The 18,310-nt window shown below is 41.9% G+C and carries 17 protein-coding genes; 10 read left to right on the forward strand and 7 right to left on the reverse strand.

Annotated elements, in window-relative coordinates:
- Positions 1–804 carry a DUF3298 and DUF4163 domain-containing protein gene (locus J3P37_RS02035; RefSeq protein ID WP_256009324.1) on the forward strand — a complete coding sequence of 268 codons (804 nt, stop codon included), beginning with the start codon at positions 1–3 and terminating at the stop codon, positions 802–804.
- A 48-nt stretch (positions 805–852) separates the two neighbouring features.
- On the opposite strand, the gene J3P37_RS02040 is transcribed toward J3P37_RS02035, so the two are convergent.
- From J3P37_RS02040 to J3P37_RS02055, 4 genes are read right to left on the reverse strand one after another with little or no spacing between them, the layout of a single operon-like run.
- A complete protein-coding gene (locus J3P37_RS02040) occupies positions 853–1,425 on the reverse strand; it encodes a GrpB family protein (protein WP_256009325.1) in 573 nt (190 codons plus the stop codon).
- Positions 1,422–1,886 carry a GNAT family N-acetyltransferase gene (locus tag J3P37_RS02045; RefSeq protein WP_256009326.1) on the reverse strand — a complete coding sequence of 155 codons (465 nt, stop codon included), beginning with the start codon at positions 1,884–1,886 and terminating at the stop codon, positions 1,422–1,424. Before J3P37_RS02045 ends, J3P37_RS02040 begins: the two co-directional genes overlap by 4 nt.
- A gap of 8 nt (positions 1,887–1,894) precedes the next feature.
- A complete protein-coding gene (gene nudK, locus J3P37_RS02050; protein WP_256009327.1) occupies positions 1,895–2,473 on the reverse strand; it encodes a GDP-mannose pyrophosphatase NudK in 579 nt (192 codons plus the stop codon).
- 49 nt (positions 2,474–2,522) lie between these two features.
- Positions 2,523–2,795 (reverse strand): hypothetical protein, encoded by a 273-nt coding sequence (locus J3P37_RS02055; protein WP_256009328.1) that lies wholly within the window; start codon positions 2,793–2,795, stop codon positions 2,523–2,525.
- 48 nt (positions 2,796–2,843) lie between these two features.
- Between J3P37_RS02055 and J3P37_RS02060 the strand changes: the two genes are divergently transcribed.
- From J3P37_RS02060 to J3P37_RS02070, 3 genes are read left to right on the forward strand one after another with little or no spacing between them, the layout of a single operon-like run.
- Positions 2,844–4,202, forward strand: a complete 1,359-nt coding sequence (locus tag J3P37_RS02060) for an alpha/beta hydrolase family protein (RefSeq protein ID WP_256009329.1) — start codon at positions 2,844–2,846, stop codon at positions 4,200–4,202.
- A gap of 54 nt (positions 4,203–4,256) precedes the next feature.
- Positions 4,257–5,711: a glycoside hydrolase family 28 protein gene (locus tag J3P37_RS02065; protein WP_256009330.1), complete on the forward strand. Its 1,455-nt coding sequence runs from the start codon at positions 4,257–4,259 to the stop codon at positions 5,709–5,711.
- Between the two features lie 38 nt (positions 5,712–5,749).
- On the forward strand, positions 5,750–6,244 hold the full coding sequence (locus tag J3P37_RS02070) for an SRPBCC family protein (RefSeq protein WP_256009331.1): 495 nt from the start codon (positions 5,750–5,752) through the stop codon (positions 6,242–6,244).
- Between the two features lie 86 nt (positions 6,245–6,330).
- Here the strand turns inward: J3P37_RS02070 and J3P37_RS02075 are convergent, their stop codons facing one another.
- Positions 6,331–7,905: a DUF6770 family protein gene (locus J3P37_RS02075; protein WP_256009332.1), complete on the reverse strand. Its 1,575-nt coding sequence runs from the start codon at positions 7,903–7,905 to the stop codon at positions 6,331–6,333.
- 18 nt (positions 7,906–7,923) lie between these two features.
- Positions 7,924–9,414, reverse strand: coding sequence for a M48 family metallopeptidase (locus tag J3P37_RS02080; RefSeq protein WP_256009333.1), 1,491 nt, complete (start codon positions 9,412–9,414; stop codon positions 7,924–7,926).
- Between the two features lie 48 nt (positions 9,415–9,462).
- On the opposite strand from J3P37_RS02080, the gene J3P37_RS02085 reads away from it, so the two are divergent.
- Both J3P37_RS02085 and J3P37_RS02090 read left to right on the forward strand, forming a co-directional pair.
- Positions 9,463–10,656 carry a glycoside hydrolase family protein gene (locus tag J3P37_RS02085; protein WP_256009334.1) on the forward strand — a complete coding sequence of 398 codons (1,194 nt, stop codon included), beginning with the start codon at positions 9,463–9,465 and terminating at the stop codon, positions 10,654–10,656.
- A gap of 38 nt (positions 10,657–10,694) precedes the next feature.
- Entirely contained in the window at positions 10,695–11,828 is a 1,134-nt protein-coding gene (locus tag J3P37_RS02090; RefSeq protein WP_256009335.1) for a glycoside hydrolase family 43 protein, read from the forward strand.
- A gap of 78 nt (positions 11,829–11,906) precedes the next feature.
- Here the strand turns inward: J3P37_RS02090 and J3P37_RS02095 are convergent, their stop codons facing one another.
- Complete coding sequence (locus J3P37_RS02095) at positions 11,907–13,058, reverse strand: helix-turn-helix domain-containing protein (protein WP_256009336.1); 1,152 nt, start codon at positions 13,056–13,058, stop codon at positions 11,907–11,909.
- 88 nt (positions 13,059–13,146) lie between these two features.
- Here J3P37_RS02095 and J3P37_RS02100 point away from each other — a divergent pair, with 88 nt between their 5' ends.
- From J3P37_RS02100 to J3P37_RS02115, 4 genes are all read left to right on the forward strand, one after another.
- Positions 13,147–14,589, forward strand: coding sequence for a S41 family peptidase (locus J3P37_RS02100; protein ID WP_256009337.1), 1,443 nt, complete (start codon positions 13,147–13,149; stop codon positions 14,587–14,589).
- A gap of 111 nt (positions 14,590–14,700) precedes the next feature.
- Positions 14,701–14,892, forward strand: coding sequence for a cold-shock protein (locus J3P37_RS02105; protein ID WP_256009338.1), 192 nt, complete (start codon positions 14,701–14,703; stop codon positions 14,890–14,892).
- A 141-nt stretch (positions 14,893–15,033) separates the two neighbouring features.
- Positions 15,034–16,581 carry a bifunctional GNAT family N-acetyltransferase/carbon-nitrogen hydrolase family protein gene (locus J3P37_RS02110; RefSeq protein ID WP_256009339.1) on the forward strand — a complete coding sequence of 516 codons (1,548 nt, stop codon included), beginning with the start codon at positions 15,034–15,036 and terminating at the stop codon, positions 16,579–16,581.
- A gap of 222 nt (positions 16,582–16,803) precedes the next feature.
- The gene (locus tag J3P37_RS02115) at positions 16,804–18,222 is read left to right on the forward strand and encodes a calcineurin-like phosphoesterase C-terminal domain-containing protein (protein WP_256009340.1); all 1,419 of its coding nucleotides are present in this window, start codon (positions 16,804–16,806) and stop codon (positions 18,220–18,222) included.
- The last annotated feature ends 88 nt before the right edge of the window (positions 18,223–18,310 follow it).

Here is an 18,310-nt window from a genome sequence, read left to right on the forward strand (position 1 = left end):
ATGAAAAGAGCAAGTTGTTATTTGGTCCTGTTTTTATGCGCTTTAGGTGCTTGTAACTCCCGTTCTATACAACCTGTTGCAACAACAGGAGCTAAGGCTGATACTTTAACCTATGTAATCAAAACCATCAGCAGAAAAGATAAGGATTGTACTTCTTCAGATACTAACAAATGTCAGATCGTTTCAATCAAATATCCCGTGTTTGATGACGAGCCGGTATTAAACGATTCGCTCGAAAAGAAACTTCTTGCTATTTACCCTATCCAGCATCCAAGCAGCTCACTTCAAGCCCAGACGGATGGGTTTATCAAAGAATATGAAGCTTTCAAGAAAGAGCCTTATGCTGAGGGGAGGCAATATGCCTTGCAGAGTTCTGTTAAAATCATAAATCAATCACTCACTTTGATCGTATTGGATATAAACTCTTATGTGTATAGCGGGGGGGCACATGGGTCGTCTTTTCGAAGTTACATCAACTACAATATCAAAGACAAAAAAGTAATCAAGCTCGACGATGTGCTGCTGCCAGATCATCGTGATTCTCTAAATAAAGTTGCAGAGAAGATTTTCAGAAAGAATGAAGGGCTTAGTGCTGGATCTCCGTTAAACAAAGGTTACTTTTTTGAAGGCGATAAGTTCAGTCTCAATGGTAACTATGCGTTCACGAAAGAAGGGATCCAGTTTTTATATAATCAATATGAGATAAAACCCTACGCAGCAGGCCAGACAGAGCTTTTGATTCCTTATCCGGCAATCTGGCAATGGCTTAAACCCGACGGAATTCTTTCTCAATTTGGTAAATAATTTTTTAAACCTGACAGGTAATGTATTTATCTACTGTGCAGCCCCGCTCTAGTCGCTTGGGGGAAGTTGCCAGCCCGTTTGTGCGGCCCATAATTCAGCCCCTGCCATTAATAGATCAAACACTGGATCTTTGATGTCATAATAAGCTTCTAGATCATTTGGAAAGCGAGCAGCTAAGTTGATTTTAATAAGTTCATAAGCTTTTGCAGCATCGCTGTTCGCCCGTAAAAAATCTCTGCATAATAAGGGATAGCGTTGATTAAAGGTGCCTTGCTTTCGTACATGGAGATTCACGTTCGGATCTGTACGCTGAAAGAACCATTTACATAATTCGGCATCAGAGAGATTCTGTCTTCCTGGCGGACGGTGATCAGAATTTATATTTGGTAAGCGTGCATACCCTAATTCGGTTAGATGATCTTCTATTTCGGCTCTAAAGGAGGGAACGGTTATCTGGATATCAATGACGTCTTTAGCCGCAAGTCCCGGCACACTTGTAGAGCCTATATGGTGGATACTTAGCAGCAGATTTGCCGGAATTGTTCTCAACCCTGCGGCAGCCCGTAAAAACAGTTTCGGCCAGGCATTATTATAAGCGACGATTTCAATTACTTTTTTCATTTATCTTGATCTGAGATTTTCTCGCTCGTCTGAAGAAAAAGTAAAGGAAATGGTTTTCCCATTACGTCTGTTTCTGACCTGCCGGTTATTACAAATCCCATCTTTTGGTAAAAACACGTAGCTGATAGGTTCTGTTCGTTAACGTCTACCTTTTTTACTCCCATAGTTTCAACGGCAAAGCGCAGTAAGGATTTCCCAACTCCTCTGGCGAAGTATTCCGGCTTAACAAAAAGCATTTCAATTTTATCTTTCGATAATGCCGTAAAGCCTGCAATCTCATCTCCGGTGTACTTAATGAAAAAAACCTCCAACTGAGGTAAGTAATCTTTCAAAACCAAGGGCCTGAAAAATTGAATATCTTCTTCCGCAAGGAAGTGATGAGTTGCCCTGACTGATGCTTCCCAAATTGCCGTCAATTCCTCAAAATCCTCGGCACTAGCCTCTATTATAGTTCCAGACATACTTCAATTTATAACAAGTTATTAAGTTTTGCATATTGCAGCAACATAATAGTTTTTCCGTCTTTTATCTGTCCTGAAGTCACCATGTTCCAGGCTTGTTCGAAAGGTAGTTCTAGAACTTCAATGTTCTCCTGTTCTGTTTCAATACCGCCGCCTTCCGATACTTTCATTTCCTTGAAATACTCTGCCACAAAAAAATACACGATTTCCGTTACAGAGCCAGGCGACATGTATGCTTCAAAAACTCTCTTCACATCTTTTATTTTGTAGCCTGTTTCTTCTTCAGTCTCCCTGAGGATACAATCTTCAGGATTATCTTTATCCAGCAATCCTGCGCATGTTTCAATCAGATAACCATCCGGATTTCCATTGATAAATGTAGTTATACGGAATTGTCGCGTCAATATTACCGTTTTCTGTTCCCTGTTGTATAACAAGATAGTAGCGCCATTCCCTCTGTCATATGCCTCCCTGTTCATGCGTTCTACATTGCCGTCCTTCTTCAGGTAGTTGTAGGTTATTTTCTTAAGGGTATACCAGTTATCCGAAAGAATCTCCGTATTTAAGATCTCTATATGTTCGTTCATTATACTTGTTAATTATATACCTACGATGTTTTTGCTAATTATGCAACAGTTATATTTTCTCAACATTCTCCGCGGGTATTCGGAAGATGTACCCTAAACCTTGCAAAAAGCTCCGGGAAAGGTTATCCCCGGGTACCGGAAGGCTTCGGAAAACAGCGAAGACGCTTCGGGAAACCTTCGGAAACTGCCATAGCTCCTGGCTGTTTAGTGATAAGCCTTCCCATAGAACGGTTGAAGGATTGGCACTCTTTGTCAAACCGGTGAATGGTGATCCAGGCCGTCCTAACATATATTTAGCTTCCAGACTCGTAATTTTCTTCAAATTAACTCGTTTCTTTGCATAAATTCAGCTTGCATGTGTAAAAGTGGGATGCTTCTTCTCTTCCTGATTACCCTAAGTGTATCCAGCAGCGCTGCCACCGGAAAGTGGGGCAGCAAAGTTACGGGCAATGATATCAGGTATACTTCTACAGAGGCGCGGTCGCCTCTCAGGGATTTTGCAGGCAACTACGTAACCGTTGTGTATCTGGAGAACCTGAATGTAAAAAAGATTGGAAGAAACAGCAACGCTTCGAATGTCGGCTGGTTGCTTTCTCAGGGTTACCGGGTTATCGAACTCAACTACGCCGGGCATCTGAATGCAGTGTCGCCTAAAATTAATGAAGACATAATAGCCATAAACGACTCCATCGCTGCAGGGGCCTTTTGCGGCTTTAGCAATTGCTCAAAGTACCAATCCTATGTGCTTTTTGAAGGATACCGGATAGAACGGAATATTCCCTATTTCGAAGATGATCCTGGCGTGTACAATACTCCGGAGCAATATACCAGCGGGGATTCCCTACGTATGGATATCATTTATCCAGCTAATGCTTCTGTAGCTGTACCCGTTATTTTGTCTTTCTCTTACAGCAACAGTTATGCGACTTACGATCCTGAGAAGAAAACGCTTACAGACGCCAATAAAAACCAAAGGCTAAACCTTGGATATACACTGGCCGGTTTCAACGATTCATTCCTGGAAGGTGCCCCAGCTAATGGCATCGCCTGGGCAATTGCCGACCATCCCAAATATTGTCCCTGGGGGAAAGGCAAACCCCTTAATGGGCCTAACGACACTTACAAATCTTACCAAACAAATCCAGACGCTGCAAGAAAAGTGAAGTCAGCGGTGCGTACCTTACGCCAGAAGGGCGCTAGCCTGGGTTTATCAGGAAGAATAGGCATCTTCGGATTCTCACGCGGATCAACGGCCGGCTCATTAGCAGTAGGAGATCGTTGCGTGCACGATTTTGAAAATTCAGGATTTAATATCGGCATTTCTGACGATGTGCAGGCCGCTGTTCTTGGTCCCGGGGTTTTTGACTACACACAAATCTATAATGTCTTAAACGACGGGGATGCCAACCTGGAGGTCCGGTGTAACTGGGCATGGGGCAAACTGGGAGAGAATTTCGAAAGGTGGCAAGCTATGGGAGCCGCCTATCTTGTTCAATCACCGGCTACTGCACCCGTGTTTTTCTTTTATAACACGGATGACGAGCGATATTACCAGGACCAGATAAAACATTTTAAAGCCAAATTGGATTCTGTTGGTGTTCCTTCGAAAACACTTGTAAATTATGGTACAGGCCATTCGGTACCTCAAGCTAAGGAATCATTAACCGAACTTTACGATTTTTTTAAACGATATTTAAGGTCGCCAATGGCGAGCCGTAAGCGACGATAGAAATTATTACATTGTCTCTAAACTGAAAACTACTTATTAAAATAAATAATCATTATGATACCGCAGAAACACAAACACCTTTGGGTTGCCTTGCCGCTTCTTTCGGCACTGCTCTTCTTCGCCTGTGCTACAGCCAATAAAGCGAACGTTTGGGACTCTTCCTCTGCACCAGTGGCAGACATGGAAAAACTCCGAAGCCAGATTGTGCCACCTCATTTCAAAAGGCAGGATTTTCTAATCACAGACTTCGGGGCGGTCGGTGATGGCAAAACTAAAAATACCGAAGCTTTCCGCAAGGCAATTGAAGCCTGCAATAAAAGCGGTGGAGGAAGGGTGATTATTCCTTCGGGAACCTATCTCACTGGAGCAGTATACCTTAAAAGTAATGTTAATCTCCATTTTAGCGATAGTGCAAAAATGCTTGGAAGCAGGGATGTGAATGACTATCCTATAGTTTTTACGAGGTGGGAAGGAATGGAGTGTATGAATTATTCTTCGCTTATCTATGCTTACGGGGAAAAAAACATAGCTATTACTGGAAACGGTATAATTGATGGCAATGCCGATAACAACAACTGGTGGAGCTGGAAAGGTAGCAAGGATTATGGATGGAAAGAAGGAATGCCAGAGCAATCTGCTGCCCGTGAAGCATTACATGAAATGATGCATCAGAAAAAAGATCCAAAAACAAGAATTTTTGGCGACGGACATTATCTGCGTCCCAACCTGATTCAACCATATAATTGCAAGAATGTGCGGATAGCCGAGGTAAAACTGGTTAATTCTCCGATGTGGTTTATCAATCCGGTCCTGTGCGAGAATGTCATAGTTGAAAAGGTCAGAATTATCTCTCACGGTCCTAACAACGATGGCTGCGATCCTGAGTCATGTAAAAATGTATTGATCAAAGACTGTTATTTCGATACCGGGGATGATTGTATTGCGATAAAATCCGGTCGTGACGAAGATGGACGATCAATTGGACGGCCCGCCGAAAATCACATCATTGAGAATTGTATCATGAAGGATGGCCATGGCGGGGTAGTGATCGGTAGTGAAATTGCTGGCGGAGCCAGGAACATATACGCAATTAATAATACAATGGACAGCCCCAACCTCGACAGAGTGTTGAGGATTAAAACAAGCTCTTCCCGTGGAGGGATCATTGAGAATGTCTTCATGAAGAATACCAAGGTAGGTACTTACAGCGAGGCAGCCGTTAAGTTCAATATGTTTTATGAGAAGCCAGGTAACTTCATTCCCGTGATCCGGAATATTTGGGTCGAAAATTTGGATGTTGAAAAAGGCGGCCAGTACGGCTTACTGTCAGCAGCTTATAAATCTTCGCCTGTGCAAAATGTACGCCTGATCAATGTCAATATTAAAGGTGTAAAAACTCCGATGAAAGTAGATTACATAAAAAATCTTCAGTTTGAAAATGTGCAGATCAATGGCAAAACGGTGCTTGTGCCCGATAGTTTAAAAATTGCTGTCGAGTCTATTCAGTAGTTCTCACCACCTAGTTAGTTCTAGATTAACCAGCAACAATGGAAAATTTTGATTGGACTTCCTTCACAAAGCGCATTGCCGTAAAATCGGATCTGAAAACAATTTATGACGCCTGGACAAAGGCCTCTGAACTGGAGAAATGGTTTCTGAAAGAAGTAACTTTTTTCAACGCCGATGAAAGTGCTTATGACGCTAACTTAAACGTGAGTAATAACACCCGGTACCAATGGTATTGGTACCTGTATAAAGATCCGATGATTGGGATTATAGAAGAGGCAAATGGTAAGGACTTTATCCGTTTCACCTTCGAAGGCGATTGTTTAGTAGACGTATCACTTGAGGAAAAGGAAGGTTATGTAGTGATAACTCTTAGGCATTACAATATACCCACTGACGATTACTCGAGACAGTTCGTGCGTTTAGGCTGCTCGAATGGGTGGACGTTCTACCTCACAAACTTGAAATCTGTTTATGAAGGAGGTATAGATCTGAGAAATAAGGATGAAAGTCTTGGTGCAATGATCAATAACTAACAATACAAATGTGTCGAACGACTTAAAAAAAGGGCCAGGATATATCATACATCCTGGCCCTTTATACTTTAAAAGTAATTTGAATCTTACTGATTGATTTTTACAAGCTTCATACCAAGCTGCTTTTCTTTTTTCAGGTAATCAACCATCATGATATGACCTGGTTTGGCCGGATATAAGAAAGCAGAAGATGCTTTTGCAGGCATATCTATCTGATCGATGGTAACCATCTGTTTCTCGCCAAGGATGATATTACCGACAACTTTTTTCGCTTTCTCACCTTTTTCCTTGTCGTAGTTAACATATACGGCGTTGAACGTTTTTCTATTACTGCTATTAGCGAAGAACTGGTAATCAAAATCACCATAGGACTTCATGAAATGACCTGTAATGCCTGGTCCATAAAGTTCAGAACCAGATTGTAAGGTTACGCTGGTTTTGCGTTTGCTGAATTGAAGGACCTCGTCAAGAGAAAGATCCGGATTTACTACAAACAGAAGCATGTTTCCTACAACACCTTTTAGAAGACTTGCAGCATTGCCGCCACCACCAAATGCAACAGCGGCAGCCATCGAAGCGACTCCCATTGCGCTGACGTTTCTTTTGAATTGTTCTACCACGATATAGGTCTTGCCATTTTCCATACGCGTGATTTTATGAGTGAAATTGTTGAAGGAGTCGTCAATCACGGTATTCCTCGCAGCCTTTTTTACATCCACAGCCCATGAATAGAACTTCTTAGATTTTTCTTTGCCATCGATACCAAAGCGTTTGGTGTAGAATCCCAGGCTTCTTCCCACACCTGGTTTTGATCCCTTTGAATAGTAATCTCCAACGGTGATGATCTCGTTATTTTGATCATCGATTGTCATTCCTGTAATTGAAAGAACTTCGTTACCTGCACCTTCGACAGGCAGTTCGAACATCTTTTTCCCATTTTCTACATCGATAAGCAATAGGTAAGACTCAAATTTTGTAGACATGGCCCCTGAACGCTTAAAGAGCGATATTAACAAATACTTTTCGGATGCCTCCATTGGAATGATGGATTCATAGTCCTTGGTATCTCCGCTTTCAATCTTCCATTTAGTTTGAACGGTATTATCGAACATTTCAAGTCTCCAGCCCTTTCCTTGTCCGTTTATACTGTTCTTTACAAAGCCTTTACCGGGTATCGCAAGGATATTGATAGCAGCAGTAAAACCAGTATTTCCATCCTGATTCAATTTCAGGCTTTCCTGCATGGTTATATTATCTCTTCTGGTAACATCGGTAATTACCTTACTTCCCAATTTGGTTAGGTCGTTAGAATAGGTTTCAATTTCGAACGCTTTGTCTTTGAAGTTGTAAAACATAAATCCTAAAGCCTGATCATTAAAGACATTATTAACAAGCATGTAATTATCTTTTGGCTTTACCAGGTTGATCTCCTTTACTTTGTTGAGGTTTTCATCGAAGATGCTTATACCATAATTCGAATTCTTCCTGTCGGCTTTGTCTCCTTTGTAAAACAGGCTATAGCCTTTCACCTCGTTAATATTAATGATAGGTGTAATACTGCGGCCGGAAATAGAAGAAAATCCGTCCAGGGTTTGGGTTTGAGAAAAGGCGGTTGTGCCTGCCACAAGCAGGGCAACCAGCAGTGAATGTTTGTTTAACATGATTTGATTATTAGGTTTTTACTTTTTTTTCGTTTTGATATAATTGAGCTGCTGCAGCAGACCGGTAAACCTTCCGGATGGATACATTTTTTTATACTCGGCAGCCAGGCTATTCGCTCCCGGAGAGTAACCGGCGATGTGTGCTCCGGCGAAAGCAGCAATGAGTGGAAACTCTTCTTTGGATGCGGTTCCGGGATAAAGCTTATCGAAACTTTCCTTGAGCGCTTTGAAGTCAGAAAGGTTCAGCGCATTTAAGAACTCCAAAAACTTGTTCAGCTCCTGAGGATTATAGTCGCTGATATTGGACACTACCTCTGAATAGCGGTGTCGCTGCAAGTAGGATTTGAGTTGTAACAGACTTAAAATAGCCATTGACCGTAAGTAGGGACTTTGGGGTTCAAACTGCAACTCACAAAGCGAGCTATACAGTGACCTGTCAAAATACTCATAATCGAACATCGCTTGTATTGATTCATACCCGGCAGCTCGCGTAACTTTGAGAAACGAATTGTCAGGACTGGTAGTGATGTGCTGAGTGGTGTCGTGTCCGGCACGGAGGAGCAGCCTTCTGATTGCCGCCATACGTGCCTTACAATCGGGGTGGCTTTTTAAACTGTCGGAGGTGTCGACTTCCTTTTTAACATTAAATATGGAGCCTGAAGACTTTTCGACCGGACTGCTTTGCCAGCTTTCCTTGCAGGCAAAAAAGGATGCCTGCTTCTCGAAGATGCCATACCCAAGCGATGATGTGTTGTCGAAGATCTTCAAGGCATTGTACCCTTCTGCGGGATTAAAACCAGCAGACATTATCATATAAAAAGCCATTGAATCGGCGGCGCTTTCCTGATGTCGTTGATGATAAAGATTGTTAACGGATACTTTCATTAGCAAAGCTTTTATCCGTTTATTCTTATTATACCCGTTTTTGATGATCTTATTATACTCAGCTTGCAGATCTTTATCATACAAGCTACCCAGGTAATTGCTAAGGTTTTTTTGCACATGATCAAGGATGTTGTGAGCCAGCTCATGCGCAATCACAAACGCTACCTGGTCTTCATTTTTCAAAGTATGTACAAGCCCTGCATTAATGAATATGGTGCCATCACCGGTAGCAAAAGCATTATCCACATAACTTCTGGTGACAACCAGTCGGCAGTTCTTTGCTTCAGGATTTGAAGCTTGCAGACGGCGAAGTGTCTTTTGAAGAAAGGGGTCTACTACTTCGTCAAGCAAGACGGTGTATTTAACAAGGTCTGCAACCTCCTCACTTGCATTTTCTTTGATGGCATTAAAATGCTTCTTATGGCTGCTGTTTATTTTTGAGGTCATGACGTAAGATGCCTCGACCGATTTTGATACAGTTTCAGACAGGGAAAATATCCCTGCGGAATCTTTAGGAAAAAAGGGAAAATAGGTTTCAGCGATTTGCCGGGCTTGTAAAGTAAGAGTTAGGCAACCTGCCAACACCAGGGTGAAAAGCAGCCGGTAAGACATCGTGAAAAACATTTAGGTTAAACTTTGATACAAATATATCTTTTTTACAATCAATTGATAATGTCAAGGATATCGGGGTGGCTTGCAGGTGTTTTTTATGAAAGTTTCTGCGAATTCAGTATAATTGGTATTCAATTCGCAGATATGATAACCAGACAACTGTTCATCTCTTCTTTTATTACTGTACTAGTTATTTTACAGTTTCTGAGCCCACTTAAAGGTCAGGGTATCTCCTCAAAGGGTACAAAAGATATGCAGTCGGATCTCAAAGTTCTAAAACTCACTAGTGAACACGCGGATCCGGTAATAGGGCCAGAGCACGCGGATGTGGTTTCCAGTGGTAACAAATCTGGTTTTGAGACAGGACAAGTAGTTAAGGTGGATAGCGTTTACCATATGTTTGTAAATGAAATGTTTGAGCGCCCCCACCGCGATTTGCGCATCGCTCACTGGACAAGTAAAGATGCGGTAACCTGGAAGCGTCAATCTACCATTGTTAGTAGCATTCCGGGAAGAACGCATGCAAATCCCAGAGCGGAAGTCTGGGTAACGGGGGTAGTGTTTAATGAAGAGGAAGATGCCTGGAATATCTTTTATGTAGCGTATCGCGGAGGTGATGAGAGTAAGGGTGAAATTGCGGGGAGCGATTATCAGGGAAGGATATGGCGGGCAATGTCTACGGTTAAAGGAAGTGACGGCATTGCAGGTCCCTATGCCGATATGGGTATAGTAATGGAGCCCGACGCGAACTCCCAGGAATGGGAAGGACAGCAAGCTGTTGCCTGCTTTAATCCTTATAAAGTTGGTAATACATGGTATTCTCCTTATGATGGGCATAATTATATACCTAAAGGCGGTTGGCCAACCGGACTGGCTTTTGCTCCTAAACTAAACGGCCCCTGGACAAGAATGCCGCAAGGGTTTAATCCAATCCGCTTGGCGGATGTTTTCACTGAAAATGAGGTGGTTTCTCAATTAAAAGACGGACGTTATCTGATGATCTATGATTCTTTGGGTGATCAGGAAATTGGTTACAGTACTTCCAGCGATGGCCTTAGCTGGACTCGGGAAACTAGGGTGAAGGTACAAAGCAGTAAGAATAAATGGGCTATGCCCGGCGACCATTATACCCGAACCCCACTGTGCGCGATAGAAGAGAAAAATGGGACCTTCACCGTAGTGTACACTGCGATGATGAATGTTAAGGACAGAAACTTCTATGCTATTGGCAAATGCTCACTGGCCTGGAAATAATATTGTACCTTATAATCTGTTTAAACTAAAAGATAGATATGAAAAACTTTGTAAGAACTCTTTTAATTATCGCAATTCCCCTGATCCAGGTAAGTTGTACTTACAGTCAAAATATTAAAACGGCTAAATCGGAAACTCAAGAAGTTCATAGAAACCCCTTGAAGGTAAGCCTAGGCGATCCTTATGTACTTTCAGATAGCAAAAGTAAAAAGTACTATATGTATGGAACCGGTGGAGTAAAGGATGGGTTCGGAGTATATTCCTCAGATAACCTCGTTGACTGGAAAAATGAAGGGCAGGTTTATTTTGGGAATACAAAGAGCTCCTGGGGAATTGACGCCTTCTGGGCTCCGGAAGTATATCAATGGAAAGATAAGTATTATATGTTTTACAGTGCTCAATGGCGGGAGAACCCTACCAGCGAACTCGAAAACTTTAAAATAGGTGTGGCTGTTTCTGATAGTCCCAAGGGGCCGTTTGTAGATATGAGCGATAAACCGCTTTTTGATCCCGGATACCCGGTAATTGACGCAAATGTCTATTTTGATCCCAGTGGTAAGTTATATTTATACTATTCACGCTGCTGCTACAAGCATCCGGTGAAATCTAAGATTGCTGATTGGGCGTTAAAAAACCGCAAGTTCGATCAGATAGAAGAGAGCTGGATCTATGGTGTTGAACTGAAGCCCGACTTCAGCGGGATCATCGGAGAACCTGTTATGCTGTTAAGGCCACCTGTATCGATGAAAGATAAACAGGCAGAATGGGAAAGCCGCTCTGTGACCAGTGGGGAAGTAAATCGCAGATGGACTGAAGGCTCCTTTACTTTTAAACATCAAAACACGTATTATATGATGTATTCTGCAAACCACTTTGCAGGAGAGAACTATGCAGTGGGTTATGCCATGTCTAAAAGCCCCTTAGGTCCGTTTGTTAAAGCAGAAAACAACCCGATTTTGCAAAAGAATACTGCATCCGGAGGTGAAGTAACAGGTACAGGGCATAACAGTGTGGTTTTTACCAACAATGGAAAGAACATGTATTGTGTTTATCATGGCCGGACGAAGGCTTCAGGCAAAGAGAGAGTTGTTTTTATTGACAAAATGGAAATAAAGCCTGACGGGAGACTGGTTGTTCACGGACCGACCACCGACGAGCAGGCTCGTCCCTAAGCACACGTTCGCCACGTATTTCCATATAACAGGATGTTAGATTTTTCGGCAACCTGTTAAAATTCTAACTTGGGATCCTTACAAAGTCCGGATATATTCACTGGGGGTTACACCTTCTGCTTTCTTGAATGCAGAATTGAAAGTTGCCTTAGAATTGAAACCACATTCCAGTGCAATTCCTAAAATGGAAAGGTGGCTGTTTGACTCTTTAAGTACCTGCTGTTTGAACTCCTTAATACGGTATTCGTTGACAAACTCAAAAAAGTTCTTTTTAAAGATGGTATTAATCACCTGCGATAACAGGTGGCGTTTAATGAACAAGTCGGCACAAAGATCATTGATGGTAAGGTTCGAATTCAAGTAAGGCTTTTTAGTATCCATAAGGTTCAGAAGCGCCTGAGCATATTTATCTAGCTCGACAGCGCTTACTGCGCTCTTTTGATATTTCATTCCGGAGGTTGTTTCTCCTTCTTCGACAAGCGCGGCCGAAGTACCTGTTCTAAGTTCGGAAACTGTGAAAACTGTCGGATCCTGGATCAGACGATATCCCATCCAGTATACCATGATCACCAGTAAGATAAAATTGGAAGGATAGATTGAACCGAGGAATTCTATCTGGTAAATTCTAGCATAAAAACTGATACCTGAAAGAATAATAGTTCCGAGCATTCCAATAAGAAAGTGCTTAAGCCAGTTCAACCTGACCCTGCCAGGATCGGAGTAATAAAAGGGTAAATGAGAGCTTTTCCTATAAAAGATATAGAATGCTGCACTAACAAAGGCAATATGGATAAATAGTGTAAGCTGGTTCATCCAACCCATATCATCCTGTTCAACCTGGCCCACATTTGTAAGGTATTGTAACTTTTCGTCGGTTCGCATCAGAAAATAGGGGGAAAGTATGAACAGATATGCGAAGAATGGAATAAGTAGCAGTAGATGCCGGCGTGTAAAACGAAATTCGATTTCAACGATACTTTCAGTAAGGCAAATGATTAAAGGCCCGTACAACAAAGGCAGTACCCAGCTTAGTTTGCTGAGATGAGGGAATAGTAAGAAGTGGTTGTTCACATCGATAGCGACCAGCCCAAGATGGATCACAAATAAAAGGATCAGGCTTGCGAGCAAGCGGTTAGGCAGAAGGTTGATTTCCTTCTTCAAAAGCAGCATGATTAAGATAAGGCCCTGAAATAATCCGGACAAAAGTACCGCAGCCAGCAATAAACTCATACCCAAAAGTAGCATAAAGGAGTATAAACTTGTCGGGTTGAACGACAATTGATACCTTTAAGTGCAGATTTGGAGAAAAATTATAACAATGAAACGGCTATTTTTTCATTTCGCAATTGTTGCACTATTTACTCTCAAATCTATTGCACAGACGGCAGAGAAAAGCTTTAGTTCTGATCTGCTGAGGGAGGAGTTGAAGATGATGAAGACCACCTTAGCAGAGGCCCATCCAGGCCTGGATGTTTTTGGTCAGCGTCAGGATCTGCTAATGTTATATAACGAGATCGACCGAAAACTGGCTGAAAAAAGCGAATGGACTAATATTGAATTCTACAGGATCGCAAACCGTATGATCGCAGGTATGCAAGACTGCCACATGAAGTTCCTGCCTGGTCATAAATATTACCCTTTCTTTTTCAGGCATACAGCAGTATTTCCTTTCATTGTTCGTTTTGACGATAAAAACCAATTGGTTGTCGCTGCGGCTCAGGATCAACAATACAAAGGAAAACTACTTAAATCAATTAACGGGCGACCAATTGGAGATATTGTAGCGGACCTGACAGGCAATATGTATGTAGATGGAAAGAGTACGGCAGCGAGGGAACAAGTAGAGCAATACTTTAGTGCCTGGTATGCAGATTACCTTGATCTTTCGGATGAATTTCAGGTGGAACTAAGCGATCATCAGGGGAGTTCAGAAAGATTTGTTTTAAAAGGCATTGACTATGCCCAATGGAAAAAGCTGGACAGCAATCTTGTATACCTGGAACAGAACCTTAGTCTCAGAATGTTGGATGACAATGTTGCTTTCCTGCGGATTCCGAACTTTATGACGGGTAAAAAAACGTTTAGGAAGTTTCTCAGGAAAAGCTTTGGAGATATTAAAAAAAGCGGAACAGAACAGCTGATCATAGATCTAAGGAGCAATGAGGGTGGTAACGACCGTGAAGGGATGGATCTTTACAGGTACCTGGCTAAAGATAAATTCAGATACTACAAAGATATTAAAATGGCGGTCCGCAAAGTAGAGGATCTTACCTATAGCAGCCACACCTGGTTTCCTTTTCCCAAGATATTAAAAGTTTTTATCAGAAAAAATGGAGACGGGGGCTACCGGTGGACGCTGCATAAGAATTTTGGCACTCAACGCCCGGCACGAAACGCTTTTGGAGGAAATGTCTGGATCCTGCAGGATGGCTTGAGTATGTCTGCAACAACAGAATTCCTGAGCAGAGTGGTTGCAGATAAACGGGCTACTTTGATTGGGACCGAAACATCCGGGGCTTACAAATATGATTTTAGCGGAACTTTCCTTTTTCTCAATCTTCCCCATACCAAAATTACTATGGCTAACCCCATGGCCCTTTATACGATGGAAGTGTCGGAGATTGCGCAAAAAGATAGGGGTATTATACCTGCTTTTGAGTTACGAAGGTCAGCAGCTGGTATCCTTAAGAGCAAAGACGAACAACTGGAAACGGTTTTAAATAAGATCAAAGTCGAAAAGGTAAATGCCAGGCTTCAGTGATATGTCACAGGGGAGGTGAATTTAAATACATGAAGAGGTGTTTTAAATAAAAATAATAAAATCTTGTTTATTAGATAAATAGTTCTACCTTTATAGAATAAATTTAATATAATGCAAAAAGGAACAGTAAAATTTTTTAATGAAACTAAAGGTTTCGGATTTATTACACCAGCGGATGGTGGAAGCGAAATCTTTGTTCATTCTTCAGGCCTTAGGGACAACGTTCGTGAAAACGATAGCGTTCAATATGAGGTTGAGCAAGGCCGTAAAGGTCTTAACGCGGTAAATGTAACAATAGCTTAAAATACTATATTTTATATCGTGAAGCATTCTCCTGTCCGGAGGATGCTTTTTTTATTTATACACTTCTTAGTCAAACGGATGCTTTCTTGAGCGGTTACATATAAGTTAACCGTTTGATGCTTCTGTTAGTTAATTATTACCATGGAAAACGATTTAAAGAACGAGGAATTAAAAATAGAGTTAAGAACACTCACTAAAGATGATTACCTGGGTCTGAAGACTTCAATGATTGAAGCATATTCAGAATGGGAAGGCGCATCTTTCTGGGGTGAAACTCACATAAGCAAATTGGTAGAGCTATTTCCCGAAGGCCAGATCTGCCTATTGGTGAATGGGGCAATTGCAGGATGTGCCTTATCTCTCATTGTAAATTATAATAAATTTGGCGATAACCATACGTATGCGCAGATTACCGGGAACTATACATTCACCACTCACGACCCCAAAGGAGACGTTTTATATGGAATAGACTTTTTTGTTCACCCTGATTACCGCGGAATGCGAATTGGTAGGCGTCTCTACGATGCCCGGAAAGACATCTGCGAACGCTATAACCTGCGTGCAATAATTGCAGGTGGCCGTATTCCTAAATATAAGGACTATGCCGAAAAGATGACTCCGAAAGAATACCTTCAAAAGGTGAAGGGAAAAGAGATTCACGACCCTACCTTATCCTTTCAGTTAGCGAACGATTTTCACGTTAAAAAAATATTGAAAGGTTATTTACCAGGCGATACTCAATCACTTGAATACGCATCACTTTTGGAATGGAATAACATCTATTACAACGAAGAGACGAGAAATATCAACTCCAACAAGTCGATAATCAGGTTAGGATTGGTTCAATGGCAAATGCGTCCTTTCCCTAATTTAGATTCTTTACTGGAACAAATTGAGTTTTTTGTTGACGTGGTAAGTGATTATCAGAGCGATTTTGTTTTATTCCCGGAATTGTTTAATGCGCCGTTGATGACGGCTTACAATCATTTAAGTGGGGCAGATGCGATGAGAGAAATTGCAAATTACACTATCCCGTTAAGGAACAAATTTATAGAGTACGCCATAAGCTATAACATTAACATTATTACCGGTAGCATGCCGTATCTTGAAAACGGAACCTTACAAAACGTTGGTTTTCTCTGCAGAAGAGACGGGTCACATGAAATGTACCGGAAGCTCCACATTACGCCATCGGAAGTAAGTGCCTGGGGTATGGTTGGCGGTGATTCTATAAGCACTTTCGATACGGACTGCGGGAAAATAGGAATAGTGATTTGCTACGATGTTGAATTTCCTGAGCTGCCACGACTTTTAGCGGAGCAGGGAATGCAGATTCTTTTTGTTCCTTTTCTGACGGATACTCAGAACGGTTACACCCGTGTGCGCAACTGTGCTCAGGCAAGAGCGATTGAAAATGAGTGTTATGTAGCGATTGCCGGAAGCGTTGGTAATCTGCCGAAAGTTCATAATATGGATATTCAATACGCCCAGTCGGCTGTGTTCACGCCTTCTGATTTTGCATTTCCAAGTAATGGAATAAAGGCAGAAGCTACTCCAAATACAGAAACTACACTTATTGCAGACGTAGATGTAGACCTTTTAAAAGACCTTCACAGTTTTGGTGCCGTAAGAACGCTTGCCGACCGGAGGTTGGATATCTATCAAATAGTAAATAAGTCAAAGAAATAAGGTGTTGTTGTTTAGAATAAAAATCCAGCGATTTGTAGACTACACCACGAAAAAGAATCTTAATGCCGGCAGTTAGCAATTTAATATTGCGATAACATAGCGTTTGTAAGTTTGCGCAAACGAATTTAGATTTAAGGAAGCGTTACCATTGCTGATTGAAGCATTGACTGATATCACGACACATTACTACTTGGTAAGCTTTCATAAGTCAATAACATTAAGATGAACAGAAGATTTTTTTTAAACAGTTTAGGCTTCATTGCAGGAAGCGCCTTTATCAGCCTGAACAGTGATGCTTTCTCCAAATTAAATCGTAATAAAACCATTACCGGAAAGGTGATGGACAAAAATAAGGGAGTAGCTAATGTGTCTGTCTCCGATGGTTTCTCGGTGGTTCGCACAAATAGTAAGGGACAGTATACCATCACCCTGAATGATAAGGCGACTTATCTATTTATGAGTACGCCTTCTGGTTATGAATTCAAAACGAATGCTAACCTGGCTAAGCAATACGAATCCCTGGGTAGTCGCAATGAATATGATTTTCAGCTTACCCGGCTGAAGAAGAACGACAATAAGCATCATTTTATCGTATGGGCGGATCCTCAGGTACGCACCAAGGATGATGTGAAGCAAATGATGGATACGTCAGTACCTGACACCATTGCCCAGATCAAAGCCCTTGGCCCTGATGCCCTGGTTCATGGAATTACGGTAGGTGATATCGCCTGGGACTTCCTGGAGTTCTTCGACGATTATAACAAGGCGGTAGCACAAATGGGTATTCCGTTTTTCCAGGCACTAGGCAACCACGACATGGATTATCGGAAGGGTGGTGACGAAACATCCGATAAAACATTTAAAGAGTTTTTCGGTCCCACTTATTACTCATTCAACCGCGGAAAAGCGCATTATGTGGTGCTCGACGATGTAAGATATCTTGGCAGCGAACGTTTGTATGATGGGTACATCACAGAGGAGCAGATTGCCTGGCTGGCTAAAGATCTGGAACATGTGGATAAAGATGCTCTGCTGATCATCAACCTGCATATTCAGCTGCACAATGGTGTAAAAAACAACGCCGAGCTTTATAAAGTTCTGGAAGGATTTAAGAACGTGCACGTGATGTCAGGACACACGCATTATACCGTTAATAAGATCGCCAACGGAGTTTTTGAACACAATCATGGCGCCGTTTGTGGCGCATGGTGGGCCGGAAATATCTGCTCTGACGGTACTCCAAGAGGTTACGGTGTTTACAGCGTAGATGGCAACAAAATGGAGTGGTTTTATAAACCTACAGGTTTATCTAAAGATCACCAGATGAGCATCTATGTAGATACGCTAACCAACCAGCATCGCTTACTTGTTAATATTTGGAACTGGGATCCTGAATGGAAGATCGAATACAGTTTGGATGGCAAAGCCATGGGCGCGCCTGAGCAGCAAACTGGAGCTGACCCGGAGGCTGTAAGGTTAAATGGCTTAGGCAAACCAACAAAAGGCCGGGCGTTTACCAAGCCAACACAAACAGATCACCTGTTTATGGCACACTTCAAACCAGGTGTTAAGAAAGTAACTGTAAAAGCAACTGACCGTTTTGGAAGGACTTATATTAAAGAACATACCATAGAAGCCTAAGACGCAAACGTGGTTAATACCCTCTAGCAACCCTGCAGTTTCAAAGCTGCGGGGTTTTTTGCTGATAAAGCTTTTCTCTTTCCTGCTA

This window comes from Desertivirga xinjiangensis (assembly GCF_024436435.1).
Classification (GTDB): Bacteria; Bacteroidota; Bacteroidia; order Sphingobacteriales; family Sphingobacteriaceae; genus Desertivirga; species Desertivirga xinjiangensis.

Excerpts from the sequence above, each read along its gene's own strand:
- J3P37_RS02105 (WP_256009338.1), top strand. The coding sequence starts at position 14,701 with ATGCAAAAAGGAACAGTAAAATTTTTTAATGAAACTAAAGGTTTCGGA.
- J3P37_RS02100 (WP_256009337.1), top strand. The coding sequence starts at position 13,147 with ATGAAACGGCTATTTTTTCATTTCGCAATTGTTGCACTATTTACTCTC.
- J3P37_RS02085 (WP_256009334.1), top strand. The coding sequence starts at position 9,463 with ATGTCAAGGATATCGGGGTGGCTTGCAGGTGTTTTTTATGAAAGTTTC.
- J3P37_RS02040 (WP_256009325.1), bottom strand. The coding sequence starts at position 1,425 with ATGAAAAAAGTAATTGAAATCGTCGCTTATAATAATGCCTGGCCGAAA.
- J3P37_RS02080 (WP_256009333.1), bottom strand. The coding sequence starts at position 9,414 with ATGTTTTTCACGATGTCTTACCGGCTGCTTTTCACCCTGGTGTTGGCA.
- J3P37_RS02035 (WP_256009324.1), top strand. The coding sequence starts at position 1 with ATGAAAAGAGCAAGTTGTTATTTGGTCCTGTTTTTATGCGCTTTAGGT.
- J3P37_RS02090 (WP_256009335.1), top strand. The coding sequence starts at position 10,695 with ATGAAAAACTTTGTAAGAACTCTTTTAATTATCGCAATTCCCCTGATC.
- J3P37_RS02075 (WP_256009332.1), bottom strand. The coding sequence starts at position 7,905 with ATGTTAAACAAACATTCACTGCTGGTTGCCCTGCTTGTGGCAGGCACA.
- J3P37_RS02095 (WP_256009336.1), bottom strand. The coding sequence starts at position 13,058 with ATGAGTTTATTGCTGGCTGCGGTACTTTTGTCCGGATTATTTCAGGGC.
- J3P37_RS02070 (WP_256009331.1), top strand. The coding sequence starts at position 5,750 with ATGGAAAATTTTGATTGGACTTCCTTCACAAAGCGCATTGCCGTAAAA.
- J3P37_RS02045 (WP_256009326.1), bottom strand. The coding sequence starts at position 1,886 with ATGTCTGGAACTATAATAGAGGCTAGTGCCGAGGATTTTGAGGAATTG.
- J3P37_RS02110 (WP_256009339.1), top strand. The coding sequence starts at position 15,034 with ATGGAAAACGATTTAAAGAACGAGGAATTAAAAATAGAGTTAAGAACA.
- J3P37_RS02065 (WP_256009330.1), top strand. The coding sequence starts at position 4,257 with ATGATACCGCAGAAACACAAACACCTTTGGGTTGCCTTGCCGCTTCTT.
- J3P37_RS02060 (WP_256009329.1), top strand. The coding sequence starts at position 2,844 with ATGCTTCTTCTCTTCCTGATTACCCTAAGTGTATCCAGCAGCGCTGCC.
- J3P37_RS02115 (WP_256009340.1), top strand. The coding sequence starts at position 16,804 with ATGAACAGAAGATTTTTTTTAAACAGTTTAGGCTTCATTGCAGGAAGC.
- nudK (WP_256009327.1), bottom strand. The coding sequence starts at position 2,473 with ATGAACGAACATATAGAGATCTTAAATACGGAGATTCTTTCGGATAAC.